18 protein-coding genes are annotated in these 15,167 nt (G+C 47.4%); 16 read left to right on the top strand and 2 right to left on the bottom strand.

Annotated elements, in window-relative coordinates; all coding sequences use genetic code 11:
* Positions 1-63: 63 nt before the first annotated feature.
* The 11 genes from ACRQU7_RS12805 (at position 64) to ACRQU7_RS12755 (ending at position 8,626) form a co-directional block, all read left to right on the top strand.
* On the top strand, positions 64-762 hold the full coding sequence (locus tag ACRQU7_RS12805; RefSeq protein ID WP_444641255.1) for a GntR family transcriptional regulator: 699 nt from the start codon (positions 64-66) through the stop codon (positions 760-762).
* Positions 763-772: 10 nt separating this feature from the next.
* Complete coding sequence (locus ACRQU7_RS12800) at positions 773-1,213, top strand: PTS sugar transporter subunit IIA (protein ID WP_444641254.1); 441 nt, start codon at positions 773-775, stop codon at positions 1,211-1,213.
* Positions 1,213-1,683: a PTS system mannose/fructose/N-acetylgalactosamine-transporter subunit IIB gene (locus tag ACRQU7_RS12795; RefSeq protein ID WP_444641253.1), complete on the top strand. Its 471-nt coding sequence runs from the start codon at positions 1,213-1,215 to the stop codon at positions 1,681-1,683. Before ACRQU7_RS12800 ends, ACRQU7_RS12795 begins: the two co-directional genes overlap by 1 nt.
* Positions 1,684-1,702: 19 nt before the next feature.
* Positions 1,703-2,500 carry a PTS mannose/fructose/sorbose/N-acetylgalactosamine transporter subunit IIC gene (locus ACRQU7_RS12790; protein ID WP_444641252.1) on the top strand — a complete coding sequence of 266 codons (798 nt, stop codon included), beginning with the start codon at positions 1,703-1,705 and terminating at the stop codon, positions 2,498-2,500.
* The gene (locus tag ACRQU7_RS12785) at positions 2,500-3,303 is read left to right on the top strand and encodes a PTS system mannose/fructose/sorbose family transporter subunit IID (protein WP_444641251.1); all 804 of its coding nucleotides are present in this window, start codon (positions 2,500-2,502) and stop codon (positions 3,301-3,303) included. The genes ACRQU7_RS12790 and ACRQU7_RS12785 overlap by 1 nt, the downstream gene beginning before the upstream one ends.
* A 74-nt stretch (positions 3,304-3,377) precedes the next feature.
* Positions 3,378-4,661, top strand: coding sequence for a neutral/alkaline non-lysosomal ceramidase N-terminal domain-containing protein (locus tag ACRQU7_RS12780; RefSeq protein ID WP_444641250.1), 1,284 nt, complete (start codon positions 3,378-3,380; stop codon positions 4,659-4,661).
* A gap of 11 nt (positions 4,662-4,672) precedes the next feature.
* On the top strand, positions 4,673-5,371 hold the full coding sequence (locus ACRQU7_RS12775; protein WP_444641249.1) for an N-acetylmannosamine-6-phosphate 2-epimerase: 699 nt from the start codon (positions 4,673-4,675) through the stop codon (positions 5,369-5,371).
* Positions 5,368-6,099 (top strand): SIS domain-containing protein, encoded by a 732-nt coding sequence (locus tag ACRQU7_RS12770; RefSeq protein WP_444641248.1) that lies wholly within the window; start codon positions 5,368-5,370, stop codon positions 6,097-6,099. Before ACRQU7_RS12775 ends, ACRQU7_RS12770 begins: the two co-directional genes overlap by 4 nt.
* A 38-nt stretch (positions 6,100-6,137) precedes the next feature.
* Complete coding sequence (locus tag ACRQU7_RS12765) at positions 6,138-7,493, top strand: sugar phosphate nucleotidyltransferase (protein ID WP_444641247.1); 1,356 nt, start codon at positions 6,138-6,140, stop codon at positions 7,491-7,493.
* 73 nt (positions 7,494-7,566) lie between these two features.
* Entirely contained in the window at positions 7,567-7,854 is a 288-nt protein-coding gene (locus ACRQU7_RS12760) for an HPr family phosphocarrier protein (RefSeq protein ID WP_444641246.1), read from the top strand.
* Positions 7,855-8,452: 598 nt separating this feature from the next.
* Positions 8,453-8,626 carry a hypothetical protein gene (locus tag ACRQU7_RS12755; RefSeq protein WP_444641245.1) on the top strand — a complete coding sequence of 58 codons (174 nt, stop codon included), beginning with the start codon at positions 8,453-8,455 and terminating at the stop codon, positions 8,624-8,626.
* A gap of 82 nt (positions 8,627-8,708) precedes the next feature.
* Here ACRQU7_RS12755 and ACRQU7_RS12750 read toward each other — a convergent pair whose 3' ends face one another.
* Positions 8,709-8,918 carry a helix-turn-helix domain-containing protein gene (locus ACRQU7_RS12750; RefSeq protein WP_444641244.1) on the bottom strand — a complete coding sequence of 70 codons (210 nt, stop codon included), beginning with the start codon at positions 8,916-8,918 and terminating at the stop codon, positions 8,709-8,711.
* 327 nt (positions 8,919-9,245) lie between these two features.
* Here ACRQU7_RS12750 and ACRQU7_RS12745 point away from each other — a divergent pair, with 327 nt between their 5' ends.
* Together ACRQU7_RS12745 and ACRQU7_RS12740 are read left to right on the top strand one after the other, a co-directional pair.
* Positions 9,246-9,857 (top strand): tetratricopeptide repeat protein, encoded by a 612-nt coding sequence (locus ACRQU7_RS12745; RefSeq protein ID WP_444641243.1) that lies wholly within the window; start codon positions 9,246-9,248, stop codon positions 9,855-9,857.
* Entirely contained in the window at positions 9,814-11,370 is a 1,557-nt protein-coding gene (locus ACRQU7_RS12740; RefSeq protein WP_444641242.1) for an SEL1-like repeat protein, read from the top strand. Before ACRQU7_RS12745 ends, ACRQU7_RS12740 begins: the two co-directional genes overlap by 44 nt.
* Positions 11,371-11,385: 15 nt before the next feature.
* Here the strand turns inward: ACRQU7_RS12740 and ACRQU7_RS12735 are convergent, their stop codons facing one another.
* Positions 11,386-11,799, bottom strand: a complete 414-nt coding sequence (locus ACRQU7_RS12735; RefSeq protein ID WP_444641241.1) for a hypothetical protein — start codon at positions 11,797-11,799, stop codon at positions 11,386-11,388.
* Between ACRQU7_RS12735 and ACRQU7_RS12730 the strand changes: the two genes are divergently transcribed.
* The 3 genes from ACRQU7_RS12730 (at position 11,752) to ACRQU7_RS12720 (ending at position 15,159) form a co-directional block, all read left to right on the top strand.
* Positions 11,752-12,294: a DUF3991 domain-containing protein gene (locus ACRQU7_RS12730; protein WP_444641240.1), complete on the top strand. Its 543-nt coding sequence runs from the start codon at positions 11,752-11,754 to the stop codon at positions 12,292-12,294. The genes ACRQU7_RS12735 and ACRQU7_RS12730 overlap by 48 nt on opposite strands.
* Before the next feature lie 244 nt (positions 12,295-12,538).
* Positions 12,539-13,210, top strand: coding sequence for a hypothetical protein (locus tag ACRQU7_RS12725; RefSeq protein ID WP_444641239.1), 672 nt, complete (start codon positions 12,539-12,541; stop codon positions 13,208-13,210).
* Between the two features lie 143 nt (positions 13,211-13,353).
* Entirely contained in the window at positions 13,354-15,159 is a 1,806-nt protein-coding gene (locus ACRQU7_RS12720; protein WP_444641238.1) for a type IV secretory system conjugative DNA transfer family protein, read from the top strand.
* Positions 15,160-15,167: the final 8 nt, after the last annotated feature.

Genomic DNA, 15,167 nt, shown 5'->3' with positions numbered 1-15,167 from the left:
GTATATATAACATGTATATACAAATATGTATATATAAATAAGTATATACAGAGGAGGGCCACAATGCCGATTTTTAAAGACATCGAGAATTTTATAGAGCAAAACATTATCAACGGAAACTATCCGAAAGGTTCGCTGCTTCCCAGCGAACAGGATTTCTGCAAAATGTTCAACACCAGCCGTATGACCGTCCGAAGAGCTTTTGATGAGCTTGCAGCCAACGACCTGATTTATCGCATAAAGGGAAAAGGCAGTGTCGTATCCCGGTTTGATGTGGGGCGCGAATATTCTCTCAAGGGGTTCTCACAGATGATGGCGGCCAAAGGGGTGGATCACAGCAGCAAAATTCTGCGTACGGCAACCGTAAAAGCCGATGAGAAAATTGCAAAACGGCTGCATGTCAATGAAGGGGATTCGGTTTATAACTTAGAGCGTGTCCAGTACCTCTACGAAGAACCCGTAGCCATTGAGAATCTGTATTACAATGCAAGGCTTCTTCCCCATCTTCTGGATCATGATTTTACAAAGGGCTCGATCTATCAGACGCTGGAGGAGCAATACAATAAAAAAATCATCCGGATCGAACAGAAAATTTCGACTCTGGACATCAAGGGTGAATATGCAAAAATTCTTTTCGGCAGAAATTCGGCGACGGTTTTGTATTTACGCGGTGTGGGGTATGACATGAACGCCGTTCCCATTGAGTACGGGCGCACCTGCATCAATGGAAATAAATATAGTCTTGATGTCCTGATTCAATAGGAGGGATAAAATGAAAGGCTTTTATACAGTTTTATTGAGTCATGGCAATTATGCCATCGAAGCTTTGAAAAGTGCCGAAATGATCATGGGCAAGATGACAGATTTTTCCGCCATAGGGCTTTTCCCAGGCATGGGCAGCGATGATCTTGAAGAAGCGTTGGAAACCGAGCTGGCAGCTCCCGCCGCAAAAAGCAAAGAGAAAGTGTTAATATTAACAGATGTTCCTTATGGAACTCCCTCCAATGTCTCTCTGCATTTTGCTGCAAAAAACCCTAAAGTTACCGTTATTAGCGGGTTCAACCTTCCGCTTGTTATCAACGCCTACGACTGTGATGACATAAGCGAAATCACAGCGACAATGCTGATTAAAGAATCGAGTGAATTAATGAAAGTGGTGTCCCAGACAGTAAGAATTGCCCGGAAAGAAGCACCTGACGAGGAGGATTTGTGATGATTGAATTTATCCGTATTGATGACCGCCTAATCCATGGGCAGGTGGCTACAACCTGGCTGAAATTCTATGAGATTGAACAGGTTATTGTCATTAGCGACAAGCTTGCAGATGATGAGATTCAAAAAACTGTCCTAGAGGCGGCTGCACCAGAAGGTTTGAAAGTGCATCTTTTTTCGACCGACCAGTTTACCTCAGTATACAAGAAGAGTCCTATCAAACGGCGCACCATGCTGATTTATACCGATCCGCAGGAAATTTTGAGATGTTTATTAGGAGGTGTAAAAATAAAAAAAGTAAATGTCGGAGGAATGAAATTCGCCCCGGGAAAACAAAAGCTTACAAAAGCTGTAGCGGTCAGTGAGGAGGAAAAAAAGGCATTTCAAGAATTGGTGAAGTCAGGTATTGACATCGAGATTCAGATGGTACCCAATGACAAAGCCCTTAAAATAGCACAGGTTTTGTCTTAATAAAAAGGAGGCAGATATAATGTTAATCCCCGCGTTATTGGTTGCGCTTTGGACAGCCATATGCACTTTCGACCTGTTTGGGCCGCAGCTCTGCTTTTGGCGTCCCCTGATTGCCGGTTCGATTACGGGTCTTATTCTGGGGGATTTCACCCAGGGTATGATCATCGCGTCGGCTTTGGAACTGATGTGGTTGGGTGTCAGCGGCATCGGCGCCTATGTGCCGCCGGATGTCGTCTGCGGCTCTATCCTCGGTACGGCGGTAGGTGTTTTGTCTGGTCAGGGCGCCGTGGCCAGCATTGCCATTGCAGTCCCGGTAGCTGTTGTTGCCCAGCAGCTTGATGTGTTGGCCCGGACAATCTCCGTCTTTTTTACTCACCGTGCAGACAAGGTTGTGGAAGAAGGCGATTTCGACAAGGCCGCCAAGTATCATCTGCGCTGTTTGCCGCTGTTTCTGCTGACAAGGTCGGTGCCGGTTTTTCTTGCCATCTTTTTCGGTGCCGAACACGTGACCACCCTGTTCAGCGTGATTCCCTCGTTTATCCAGAAAGGCCTCACGGTGGCCGGCGGCATGCTTCCGGCGCTTGGTTTCGGTTTGCTGTTGTCCCTGATGATCAATAAAAAGTTGTGGGTATTTTTCCTGTTGGGCTTTGTGCTGAACGTATACATGAAACTCCCCACTATCGGCCTTGCCATGGTCGGCATTGTATTCGCGATTCTGTATGACGCGTTCACCCGCAGCAATGATAAAGACAATCATACGCCCGCCGCCGATGAGGCCGCAGCTTTGGCGACTGAGAAGGGAGGAATCGATTTATAATGGCAGAGAAAATTACGAAGAAAGATCTTAATAAGTTATTCTGGCGTCTCAATCTGTTTCAGGTTTCCTGGAATTATGAGCGCATGCAGGCATTGGCGTACCTGTACACCATGGTGCCGGTGCTGAAAAAGGTGTACGCCGACAAGCCCAAAGAGGGACGAAGCCAGGCAATTGCCCGCCATCTTGAGTTTTTTAACACCATGCCATCGTTTGCCGCCCCCGTTTTAGGCATCACCGCCGCGTTGGAGGAAAAAGAAGGCAACAGCGCTTCTTCGGTGATCTCTGCGCTGAAGATCGCATTGATGGGGCCTCTGGCAGGTTTGGGAGATAGTTTGATCTGGCTGACCTGGATGCCGATCTGTATGTCCATAGGTGCCTCGTTTGCTTCGAAAGGAAACCCGATCGGTCTGCTGCTGGCCCTTCTCATGTTCAATGTCGTGAACGTGGGTATTAAGTATTTCGGTATCCACATGGGCTATAATCAAGGTTCCAAAATGCTGGACAACATTAAAGAAAGCAATGTGGTCCAGCGGTATACCACCATGGCGACCATTCTCGGCCTGCTGCTGGTAGGAGGATTGATCCCGCAGCTCGTGGCCATCCCAATTCCGGTCGCGCTTACCATTGGCAAGATGTCTGTCAAAATTCAGGAGCTTCTGGACGGCATCGTCCCGTCACTGCTGCCCATGCTGTTAACGCTGCTGTGTGCCAGATTAATCAAGAAGCGGATCAATGCCGTGTTCATCCTACTGGGAATTATCGTGATTGCCATTCCGCTCGTGGCACTCGGCGTTTTGGGCTGATGCCGGATTAAGTTCCGGATTTCCGTTTACAGTCCGGCTTAGTCATAAAAAAATTCAGATAAGGAGTGATACGAATGTCCATAATAAAAGCCGGGTATGGGAAAGCTTACATAACACCGCCCTTGCGAAAAGAACTGGCGGGATTTGCGGGAGAGGGACGTATAGCGCTTGGCGTTCATGACGAACTTTACGCGCGCGTCCTGCTCCTGCAAAACAATAACGAAACCTATTGCATTGTTCAGACCGATCTTCTGGATATTGACGACGGATTTGCCGCCGACATCCGTAGGGATCTGGCGGGTCTGGGGCTGAAGGATTCGAACGTTTTCGCAGGGGCGATCCATACTCATTCCGGCCCGAAAGGGACCAATAAAGGCATAGACCCCTTCATAAAAGGCATGGAAAACCTGATGGGCGGGTATGACAAAGAACTGTGCAATCGTTATATTCGGTCAATCCACAAAGCCGTGGAAAACGCTTTTAAAAATCTTTGCCCATGCAATTTCCGGTACGGCATGATCAGGACAGAAGGCATCGCCACCAACCGCAATGACAAAAGACTGCCGGGCGATCCCGTGCTGCTGGCACTAGAAGGGACGCGGGCGGACGGGAAAAAGCTTCTGGTGTATAACGTGGCCTGCCACCCCACCACCATGAATTTTCAGAACCGGATGATCTCCGCCGATTTGCCGGGCGGGGTTGCCGGATTTCTGGAAGATAAGGTGTATGCGATGGTCATGTTTTTAAATGGAAGTTGCGGAGATATCAGCACCCGTTTCACAAGGACGGCCTCGACTTTTGACGAGGTGGAGCGAATTTCTGGAAAGCTTTGCAAGTACATAGACAAGGCGCTGAAGCAGGCGTCCCCATTGCCCGCCGATCCGCTCAAAACAGGGGCTTTCACCTATCCGATGGCTGTAAAAAAGCTGGACAGTGTGGAAAATGCCAAAGCAAAACTTGAAAAGCTTTCCCGGGAATTGCAGCGAGCCCATTCGCAGAGCAGGAAGGATTTACGGCTGTTTGAATCACGCGTTGAAGGCGCACAGAGCAACTTGTCGTTGTCCGTCGGATTTGGCGGCGTGGATATGCTTCCCATGGAAGTCCGTTTTTTTCGCATGGGTACTCTTGTGTTTGTATTTGTCCCGGGAGAGCTGTTTTCCGCTCTCAGCAATCCACTCCGGGCCGCTTACGGAAATGAAGTAGTCTTTTGCGGCTATTTTGGCGGCTATCAGGGGTATATTCCCGATACGTCTTCTTACCTGGCGGAGACCTACGAAACCCTGTCCTCCCCTTATGAGAGGGGCGAAGGAGAAAAACTGATGGAAGCCGTTCGGGACATGATTCTATCTTTGAAGTGAGGAAAATCCAAATGGAAGATATATTGCAAAAAATAAGAGGGGGTCTGGTGGTTTCCTGCCAGGCCCTGAAGGGGGAACCGCTGCATGGTTCTCTGTATATGGCCAAGATGGCGCTGGCGGCCAAAATGGGAGGCGCAGTTGCTTTACGGGGCAACGGTCCGTCCGACATATCCGCAATAAAAGCCGAAACGGGTCTTCCGGTCATCGGTATTTATAAGCGGAAAAAACCGGGGTCCGATGTTTTCATCACGCCGGACCTTGAAAGCGCCGCCGCCATTATCGACACCGGCGCTGATATTGTTGCTCTGGACTGTACAAAACGTTCAAACAGCGAAGGCCTTTTCGGAACGGATATGATACAGGAAATAAAAAAACGCTTTCATGTTCCGATCATGGCTGAAATATCTGTGCTGGACGAAGCGGTTGCCGCTTACGAGAAGGGGGCCGACATTCTCTCCACCACACTGTCCGGATACACCCCCTACAGCCCTCAGCAGGTATCGCCCGATTTTACTTTGATTTCCGAGATACGGAAAACGCTGCCCCACTCCTTTATCAATGCCGAAGGGCGCATTATCAATACGGAGCAGCTGAAGAAAGCATTTCATATGGGGGCGGATATTGTCACCATCGGCACAGCGATTACTCGTCCCCAGTGGATTACGGAACAATTTGTGTCCGTGCTCAAAGAGAAAGGAAGATGTTTATGAACGCTCTTGACCTATACCTTGACTTTATTGTGGAGAAAATGCAGGAGGTGCGGCGCACACAGCGGGAAAACATAGCGAAAGCCGCCGAATTGGTGGCGTCATCCTGCCTTTCGGGAGGGCGCTTTTATGTTTTTGGTTCGGGCCACTCCCATATGGTGGCTGAAGAAATTTACATTCGGGCGGGGGGCCTTGCCTTTGTCAAAGCGATCCTGCCCCCCGAGCTGATGCTGCACGAAATGCCGAATAAAAGCACTTGGCTCGAACGCCTTTCAGGCTATGCCGAGGCGATGATTTCTCTGTATAAAGTAGATGAAAAAGATACCCTTATGGTCGTGTCCAATTCAGGACGCAACAGCGTACCTGTACAGATGTGCCTGGAGGCGAAAAAAGCGGGCGCCAAGGTCATAGCCCTTACCTCCATGAAGCATTCCGGGGCGGTTTCCTCACGTGATGCCAGCGGCAAAAAAATGTACGAAATTGCAGACGTGACCATAGACAACTGTGCGGAAAAAGGGGACGCGGCTTTTTACATCGATGGATTCGACGTACCGATTGGGCCGAGCTCGGACTTCGCGGGAACGGCCATCGCCCAGGCTTTAATTGTGGCGGTGGTGGAAAGGCTTGTAAACGCCGGCATGAAACCGCCGGTTTTCAAGAGTTCCAACGTGGACGGCGCGGATGTGTATAACGAAAAGCTGTTTGATCAATATTACGGCTATTTTAAGTAAGCATGAGGCAACGATATTGCTGAATGGGGGAGAAAGCTATGCAGGGAATTGTTTTGTGCGGCGGGACCGGCAAACGGATGTGGCCCTACAATCATTATTGGCAAAAATGCTGTCTTCCAGTGGGGAACGTGCCAAACATTCTGCGCATCGTTCGGCAGCTGCGGCAAAACGGCGTTTCGCCCATCACCTTGTTCGCCGGTTATCAGAGTGTCCATCTCCGGTATCTTCTGCGCAATGAAAAGGATATTTCGATTTTAGAATCGGAAGAACACAAACTTGGCGATGATATTGCATCGCTTGCGAAAAATGGTCCTGCGGTCCTCTGGTATGGGGATATCTTTCTGGAGGACGGGACCGTCCAAGAATTTTTGGGACAGCACACGGCAAGCAGCCGCGTTCTGCTAAAAAATCTGGAGGATGGAGATTTCGCTCAGGACCATATCTGCGCTTTTGCGGAAAACTCCATCGTCAAAAGCTTTTGGGGCCATCCGCGCGCCCATTACGCAAACGCCAAAGTGGCCGGTATATTTGTGCTGGAAGAGACAGTACTGAGTTATGCAGCACAAACATCGAATACATTTTTTAAGGTACCCGTGGGCGGCATGCCGCCGATCGGCTTTTTTTTGGAACAGGGCCTTCAAACCGCCCTTGAAGATGGATATACGTTCCAGGCGGTATTTATCGACGGCGCTTATGCTGATATGGATTTCCCATGGGATATCTTAACGGCCAATCAGCTGTTTTGTAGGCACGTTGTGGGGAAACTGACAAAAAGTGTCCTTGCACAAGACGCGAAAGTGGAGAAAAGCGCCCGCTTGGAAGGGTATGTCATGGTCGGGGCGGGCAGCGTCATCGGCGAGCGGGTCGTTATTCGCGGGAACTGTATCATCGGGGAGGAAAGTATCCTTGAAAACGGCGCGGTTATCGGTAAAAATTGCATAATCGGTTCGCACACCCTTGTACGGGATTACTGTAAAATCGCAGATGAAAGCGTTATTGGAAACAATAATAAAATTGGATTTTCTGCCGAAGTGGCCGGTGTCACTTTTGATGGAGCCGCAATGGTGCATAATTGCGAAGTGTATGGAGTGGTGGGCCGAAGCACCGACATTGCTGCCGGCTGCACGATGGCCATCCTGCGCTTTGACGATATGCCAGGCGCTCAAAAAGCCCCTGTAAAAACATACCAGGGCATTAATACAAACGCCATATTCCTCGGCGACCATAGCCGGACGGGTATAGGAAATCTATTTGTGCCAGGCGTAAGAATAGGCGCGAATTCCACTCTGGGGCCGGGGCTTGTCGTAAATAAAGATATCCCGGATAATAAAATGGTGTTGGTTAAACAGGAAACGGCGGAAACCGAGTGGGACCCCCAAAGATACGGATGGTAAAACAAACAGCACTTTCCCACAGAAAGCAAGGATGGCATTCTCTGAGAGGTGTGCCGTCCAGAAAAGTGCAGCTATGAAAAAAGAAATTGAAAGAGGAATCGTGATGACAAGCTTTCATTACAAGATACAAAGCAGCATGGGTCTTCACGCAAGGCCTACGGGGATCATGGTAAAGCGGCTGAAACCTTTGGATGCACAGGTCATCATCCGGTGCGGTGAACGCAGCGCCGATGCCAAGAAACTGTTTTCTGTCATGAGCATGGCCGTAAAGCAGGGAGAGACCGTCACAATTGAGATAGACGGACCGGAGGAAGAAACCCTTAAAGAAGAACTGTCTGCTTTTTTCTCTGAACATTTTTGACCAAAGGCAAATGATAGAACTATACGGAAAAAATCAGAAAAAGCATTGTTGCAAAAAGGGCCCGCCTGATGTTAATCATCAAGTGCCCTTTCTTAACAATTGTCTGTCCCATTTCAATGGTTCAGTATTCCGACCATACACATCAGGGTCACAATTTTTTTTATTTAATGAATTTATAATATCGGTGCCCTATGAAAAGAGCATACTCTTGAAGAAGCCTCCGGAAGAATACGATCCTAAGAAAATTGGATTATAAGCTAATTCAGAAGGAATGGACGGCCAAAGGGTCGGACTTGTTTAGTGAGTATCAGAAATTTCAAGTAAACCAAATGAGAACGGGTACAGTTAGATTTCTTGTGAAGAAGGGAGAAACCGTACAGAAAGGGCAGGTGATCGCCCTGGTCGGAAGCACCTGAGAATCCACCGGGAACCACTGCCACTTTGAAATCCGTATAAACGGAAAAGCTGTTGATCCGATGGGCTTCCTGAAATAGAAACTGTTATTTTTTCTCTGCTTTAGGCGCTCATTTTCGCTGAAATTCTTTGATAAACCAGCCCAAAAGTGCTATAATATAATTAATAAAAGGAGGGCTGACCGATGATAAATATTGAGAAAATAATAGGCGAAGTCAATGGCACAATGGCCATGGAAGGTATGCCCTTAACAGAACAGGATAAGCAGAGACTGCGTGAATGTATCACAGGAAAAACATCCTATGACGATATGGTAAAAGAGCTTGCGAAAAAGCATACCGCTCGACCTGCCAGATAATTTTACGGATGATTGTCAAAGAAATAATATCAGAATAATAACAGGTCATTAAAACCATCGGATAACAATATCCGATGGTTTTTTATATTACTGTTCCATCCGAAAAATCGAAAGTGAAACTAAAAACCGCTCCCAAGGCTTCAGCTATTTTTTCAATTTCTTCAGTTGAAAACTTATCTGTTTTCATTCTTTGGTTAAAAGCAGACGGCGAAGTCCCTATGCAGCGTGCCAATTCTGCCTCACTCATGTTTTTATAAGCTAAAGCCATTTTGACTTTTTGACAGATTTTCATGTTATCACCCTTTCACCTAAAGTATAAAGGTTATTCTATATAATGTCAAGTTTATATCAACAACATCAAGGAAATATTAAAGGTTTTTCTTGACGTTGTTTAGATTTTCCTATATAATATTAGTATACCAATGAAAGGGGCGGTCAAGAGTGAAAAGAATGAAAGACGGTAAGGTGCACATGGAACTCAATCAAGTTAGCTGGGACGCAGGCTACACAATGCGGTCTAACATTAACCCTGACGCAATTCGAGCTTTCAAACGCTGGAACAAAAATAGCGCGGCGATCATCCGGGACGCAAAGCTTTGATGAGTGTTTCGGTAAAGCAATGAACGGGGATATAAAGGCCAAATATGAGCTGGCAAAGAAATACTTCTACGGGAACGGCGTGGAGCAGGATTATGAGCAGGCGCAAATGTGGTATGGCCTTGCAGCTGCGGCCGGACATTCCTTTGCGAAATACGAGCTGGGAAAAATGTATCTCTATGGCATCGGTATTGAAGAGAATCAGGAATTAGGCACGGAATACTGTCTGGACGCCTACTGGGATTTCCGGGCCTCGATTGAAAAGAGCTACGGCTTTGATGTGGGCCGTTCCGTCGACGATGGAACGGCAGAACAGGCAGGATTCTCAGGAAGGAAAGACACCGCTTTTCTAATGTACACTTTGGGGAGGATGGAATACGCTGGCGAAGGGCTTCCCCGGGATTACGGGAAAGCATATCAATGGTTTCGGCTTTCCGCTGACGGAGGGCATATCCATTCTAATTACCGTTTGGGAAAGATGTTTTACGCGGGAGAAGGTGTCCAGCAGGATTATGCGGTTGCTGAGTCCTATTACAAGGAGGCAGCGAACGGCAAGGACAAATATGCTTACTATGCGCTGGGGAAAATGTTTGATACCGGTATCGGAGCCGAGCAGAATCAAAGTGGCGGCTGAGTGGTACACAAAGGCTTCCATGGAGGATGTCTCCTATGCCGATTACAGGCTCGCTCAGATGTACAGCAACGGGCAGGGCGTCGAAAGGGATGACGAGCTGGCCGGAGTATTGTATCAAAAGGCTCTGACTGAGTTTATCGAACAGGACAAGCAGCAGCCGGACGCCGACACTGAATTCCGAGTGGCCAACATGTACCTGAAAGGGCTGGGTATGGAAGCAAACCCGGAGGAAGGCTTAAAGTGGCTGGAAATCTGCTGTGAAAAGAAAAATGCCCGGGCGCAATATCAGTTGGCCGGCATGTACCAGAAAGGAGACGGTGTCCCACAGGACGAAATAAAAGCGCAGAGTTTGTACAATGAAGCGCTGGCCGGATTTTTGGAACAGGAAAAAGAAACACCTGCAGCTTATGTTGAATATCAGATTGCCAGCATGTACAAGCACGGCAATGGAACGGAGCAGGATAATTATGCAGCTTTTCAATGGTACGTGGAAGCCGCAGAAAAGGGACATCCTCACGCGGCCTACTGTACCGCCCGTGCCTACTATGAGGGAGCCGGCACGGAGCAGAGTTATCCGGACGCCGTAAAGTGGTATCAAAAAGCCGCCAAAAGCGGGGATGCCTATGCAATGTACGAGCTGGGGAAAATGTACCGGGACGGCATTGGGGTGGAATCGAATAAAGAAAAGGCCTATCAACACTTTTTGGCGGCGGCAAAGCTGGGGCATGAATTCGCTCAGTTTGCAGCCGCCAAAGCTTTGTTATCTGGAGCCGGCGTGGAAAAGAACATACAGGGCGCTGTTGATTGGTTCCGAGAATGCGCGGAGAAAGAGAACCCCTTTGCAGCATATCAGCTGGGCGTGCTTTTTTCAGCGGGAGAGGAGATTTCCAAAGATGATTCACTGGCACAGAAATTCTACTCTATGGCGATTGCCGGATTTATTTCTCTTGATCGTAAAAAGCCGGATGCAGGCATAGAACGCAAAATTGCACAGATGTTTTACTCCGGGAACGGCACGGCTCAGAATTATGCTGCCGCAGCGCAATGGTTTTCCATGAGCGCGGCGAAAGACGATCCTTATTCTCAGTTTCAGTTCGCCCGTATGATACAGAAAGGGGAAGGAACCCCTGTTGATGAACTCAAGTCTCAGCTGATCTATGCAGCCGCCATTTCCGGATTTTTGAAAATACTGCAGGAAAACCCTGACGCGGATCTGCTTTATAAAGTCGGGATGATGTATGAAGCCGGTCTGGGAATAAAGCGCGACCTCTCCACCGCCAAACAGTATTACACGGAAGCGGCGGCCGAGGGCAATGTTCACGCGCAGCTCCGTCTGAATCAGATTCAGGCTTATCAAAATCAAGCGGCCGTCAGCACGGTTATGGGACTGTTTAACGCCTTTGTATACAGTCTGGGCGATAACATCAAGGACAGCACGACACGCAAATATCGGCACGACCGCAAGCTGACGCAAAAGCAAAAGGCATATGATGAGCAGGAAGAATTGATGTAAGGAGGAATTCACTTGTCAAAATTCATACCGTTTACGGAAGAAGAAATCTATTAGGCCGCGCACACGGAAATCAAAAGCATTCTGGACGCAAAGGGCGAAAAATATGAGCGGAGCGGCACGGAATGGCTGTGGGCGGCGAACCACAGCGTCAAGTTTCGCGGACATGTCTTTTATGACCATAACACCGGCGACAAAGGAACCGCGATTGATTTTCTCTGCACCTTTTTCAATATGCGGTTTCAGGATGCCGTCTGTACGCTGAACTGCAGGGATTACAACGGGATTGAGTTTGAGAGATCCACGCTGAAAAAGGAAAGGAAACGGCGCCCGTTCGCGCTGCCGGGCAAGAGCCGCAATATGAAGCGTGTTTATGCTTACCTGATGCAGGAACGCCGCATTGATTCCGAAGTGATTTCCTTCTTTGTACATAACAGGAGCCTCTATGAGAGCGCTAACACACATAACGCCGTCTTTGTTGGGTACGATTCCACTGGCAAGGCGCGCGCGGCTTTTCAGAAAGGAACACTTACTGAGAAGCCATTCCGTGGTGATGTTGATGGATCGGATAAAGAATATTTCTTTAATTATCACGGCGGGTCAGAGAGACTCTATGTCTTTGAAGCGCCCATAGACATGCTGTCCTTTATTGACCTTCATAAAGAAAAAGGCTGGCAGAAACATAACTACCTTGCTTTGGGCTGTACAGCTCTCCCCGCGCTGCTCCGCTTCTTATCAGAGTACCAGGGAATCCATCAAATCGTTTTATGCCTGGACAATGACAAATCCGGTATTAAAGGCGATGCGATCATTCAGGAAACACTGCAAAGGCTTTCCCAAGGGATGTATGTGGAAGATCTGTGTGAAGAAATGCGGGAGCAGCTGCGGAGGCCTTATGAAATAAGTATATTGTTTAGGTTCGTTTGAGCCTAATATAAGAAATATTGATCCAACAGTCTCTCTTCGCAAACGTCAGCAAGATGAAATGTGCTGTCGGCCGGTTCATAATGCCATTTATACTATCCCACACCAGGACAATATTACGTGGCTCAGTAATTTCGATGATTTGCCAGCTATAGAAAAAATGCTACAACAGGTATATCACCATAATAAATATCTGCTACTCAATGGTTGGTATTCTTGTATCGAAAACAAAACATTGGGAGAAAGGATGTATCAAACACCACTAAAGGATATATGGGTACAGGTCAATAGCTATATAGTTAAACAGGATCAACTTGAAAAATATATTGAAACACTATCGGATGCTGATTTTATGGGGCGTTGGGCAGCCGAGCCAAATGAAAACTACCAATTGTTTAACAAGGAGTATTATTGGTCTGATGGCTATCGGTTCTTTCAAAATGCATATTATTGCGGTGAACAATGGGTTAATATCAGTAATCGCTATGGGAAGTATTCTGAAGTACTTGAAAAAGTTTTGGTTCCATCATTTCAGTATTTGTCTGAACGTCCAGAAGACAAATTTGAAGATGGCAGTATTTCATGGTACAAACCATGTGAAGAGATTTTTAATACTTTACAATTAGTGTATGGTAATGAAGATGCTACATTATATGATAGAAATGGGAACATCGTATGCTTTGATAGCAAGGAACTCCTACATGATAATATCGGCTTTTTCATGGATGCAAATGTCTTTAAGGATTTTTTAATAAAAAAAGGATATGCAGTATTTTGGACGATACTGGCAGAGAAAAAAATTCTCCAGGGTGCTTTATCAGCTAATAAAGTGAGCTATTCTATGCCGCATATATCGGGAGTTTTCTATTATGATTCAGACGAGAGCTTAGTTCATAAATTAAGTCAATTTGATAGTTAGAATAAGCAATTCAAAGCTGAAGCCGAGTTTCCTATTATGTTTATAACAGTGCAAAATCATTGTATCAATCAGTACATTAATTACATCAGTTAAGCACCTCTTCGGAGGTGCTTTTCTTATATCATTTTTAAGGAGGAAAACTTATGCCAAGTACAATAGCTATTGTTATGTCTATATCAGCCGTCGCTTTTCTGGCTGCCCTCTTTATTTCAGAAGCAGTACACGGAAATCTAAACATCAAGGCTCGAACCGTGGGTGACGGCCAATACGGTACCGCACGATGGGCCACTAAACAGGAAATTCAGAAAACCTATGATGACATCTCTTTTGAACCGCAACTGTGGCGCAAAGGCAAACATCTTCCGGATGAACCGGACGGCGCGGCTGTTCTGGGATTGTTGGAAGGGCGTCGAGATGTACGCGCTCGGATCGACAACTCAGACAGCCACACTTTAATTCTCAGCACAACCGGCGGTCGCAAGACCACCGGTTTTCTTTATCCCAATCTGGAATTCATCTGTGCCTGCGGTTGCAGCTTCCTGGCAACCGACACCAAGGGAGACGTTTTCCGGGATTACGCCGGGATTGCTCAGAAATATTATCACTATACCCCGTACGTCATCGACTTGCGCAATCCCACGCGCAGCCACGGATTCAACCTTCTGCACCTGGTCAATAAATACACGGATCTCTTTAAGGAAACCGGCGACATCACCTGTAAGGCCCGGGCAGAGCGTTACGCAAAGATCACGGCAAAAACCATTGTCCGGATGGAAGGTTTTGACGGCGGAGGCCAGAACGCTTATTTCTATGACGCAGCCGAAGGTCTGATAGCGTCCACCATTTTGCTTGTGGCGGAGTTTTGCGGCTATGGGGAGCGTCATATCGTAAGCGTATTTAAAATCGTACAGGAGCTTCTACAGACGAAAACACCGCCCTCCACAGAATGGGAGAAGGCAAAAAATGTGAAGCCGAAGAACGAATATCAGAAATTGATCGAACTGCTGCCGGCAGAACACAAGGCGCGCTGGCTTGCCGGTGCTGCACTCAACACTGCGGAATCTAGTATGCACAGCGTCATGAGTACGGCCATGAGCCGCCTGCTTTCATTCATTGATTCTGAACTGGAACAGATACTATGCTTTGATAGTGATGTAGACGCAGAGCAGTTCTGCAATGGCCACACTGCTGTCTTTATTGTATTCCCGGAGGAAGATGCCACAAAGCATTTTCTTGTCTCTCTGTTTGTTTCTCAGCTTTACAATGAATCCCTGGTGGTAGCAAACCAGGATGGTAAAAACAAGCTGGACAAGCGCGTCTATTTCTATCTGGATGAGTTTGGTACCCTCCCAAAATTCGATAATGCCGAGCAGATGTTTACAGCCGGTAAATCGAGAAACATTCTATTGTTTCCAATGATTCAATCCATGGAGCAGCTGCACAAGAATTACGGCCGGGAAGGTGGAGAAATCATCATTGACTGCTGCACCAATGCCTTATTCGGAGGGTTTACCCCTTTGTCCAAAGGTGCGGAGGATGTCTCCCGGGCGCTGGGCAACCAGACCGTCATGTCCGGAAGCACTTCCCGCAGCGGCAGCTTTGAACGTGACAGTTCAACAAAAAGTCTGCAGATGATTCAAAAACCGCTGATGACTGCGGAGCAAATCAGGACAATGCCAGAAAATCAATGGATATTAACAAAAACCCGGACTCATCCATTGAAAACCGTTTTGAAGCGTTTTGACGAGTGGGGCATCAAGCTGGACACTCCGTTTGCAATGCCCGAAAACGCGACGCGCACAGTCAGGTATGCAAGCCGGGAAGAATTGAAAGCAGCCGTGCTGGAAAGATTTCCCCATAAAGAGAGGATGGAGCCGCTTGATATTACTTCTCTCGGCTCCGGAAAATCAGCCAGAAGAAGAATTACTTTTGAAGAAGAAGATATTTAATATAAACT

Origin of the sequence: Caproiciproducens puteiluti, from assembly GCF_052442865.1 — a bacterium.
Lineage (GTDB): Bacteria > Bacillota > Clostridia > Oscillospirales > Acutalibacteraceae > Caproiciproducens.
The sequence above is the reverse complement of the archived record's forward strand: the minus strand, read 5'-3'. Positions and strand labels throughout refer to the sequence as shown.

Excerpts from the sequence above, each read along its gene's own strand:
- ACRQU7_RS12805 (WP_444641255.1), top strand. The coding sequence starts at position 64 with ATGCCGATTTTTAAAGACATCGAGAATTTTATAGAGCAAAACATTATC.
- ACRQU7_RS12800 (WP_444641254.1), top strand. The coding sequence starts at position 773 with ATGAAAGGCTTTTATACAGTTTTATTGAGTCATGGCAATTATGCCATC.
- ACRQU7_RS12795 (WP_444641253.1), top strand. The coding sequence starts at position 1,213 with ATGATTGAATTTATCCGTATTGATGACCGCCTAATCCATGGGCAGGTG.
- ACRQU7_RS12790 (WP_444641252.1), top strand. The coding sequence starts at position 1,703 with ATGTTAATCCCCGCGTTATTGGTTGCGCTTTGGACAGCCATATGCACT.
- ACRQU7_RS12785 (WP_444641251.1), top strand. The coding sequence starts at position 2,500 with ATGGCAGAGAAAATTACGAAGAAAGATCTTAATAAGTTATTCTGGCGT.
- ACRQU7_RS12780 (WP_444641250.1), top strand. The coding sequence starts at position 3,378 with ATGTCCATAATAAAAGCCGGGTATGGGAAAGCTTACATAACACCGCCC.
- ACRQU7_RS12775 (WP_444641249.1), top strand. The coding sequence starts at position 4,673 with ATGGAAGATATATTGCAAAAAATAAGAGGGGGTCTGGTGGTTTCCTGC.
- ACRQU7_RS12770 (WP_444641248.1), top strand. The coding sequence starts at position 5,368 with ATGAACGCTCTTGACCTATACCTTGACTTTATTGTGGAGAAAATGCAG.
- ACRQU7_RS12765 (WP_444641247.1), top strand. The coding sequence starts at position 6,138 with ATGCAGGGAATTGTTTTGTGCGGCGGGACCGGCAAACGGATGTGGCCC.
- ACRQU7_RS12760 (WP_444641246.1), top strand. The coding sequence starts at position 7,567 with ATGAAAAAAGAAATTGAAAGAGGAATCGTGATGACAAGCTTTCATTAC.
- ACRQU7_RS12755 (WP_444641245.1), top strand. The coding sequence starts at position 8,453 with ATGATAAATATTGAGAAAATAATAGGCGAAGTCAATGGCACAATGGCC.
- ACRQU7_RS12750 (WP_444641244.1), bottom strand. The coding sequence starts at position 8,918 with ATGAAAATCTGTCAAAAAGTCAAAATGGCTTTAGCTTATAAAAACATG.
- ACRQU7_RS12745 (WP_444641243.1), top strand. The coding sequence starts at position 9,246 with ATGAACGGGGATATAAAGGCCAAATATGAGCTGGCAAAGAAATACTTC.
- ACRQU7_RS12730 (WP_444641240.1), top strand. The coding sequence starts at position 11,752 with ATGCAGGAACGCCGCATTGATTCCGAAGTGATTTCCTTCTTTGTACAT.
- ACRQU7_RS12735 (WP_444641241.1), bottom strand. The coding sequence starts at position 11,799 with ATGTACAAAGAAGGAAATCACTTCGGAATCAATGCGGCGTTCCTGCAT.
- ACRQU7_RS12725 (WP_444641239.1), top strand. The coding sequence starts at position 12,539 with ATGTATCAAACACCACTAAAGGATATATGGGTACAGGTCAATAGCTAT.
- ACRQU7_RS12720 (WP_444641238.1), top strand. The coding sequence starts at position 13,354 with ATGCCAAGTACAATAGCTATTGTTATGTCTATATCAGCCGTCGCTTTT.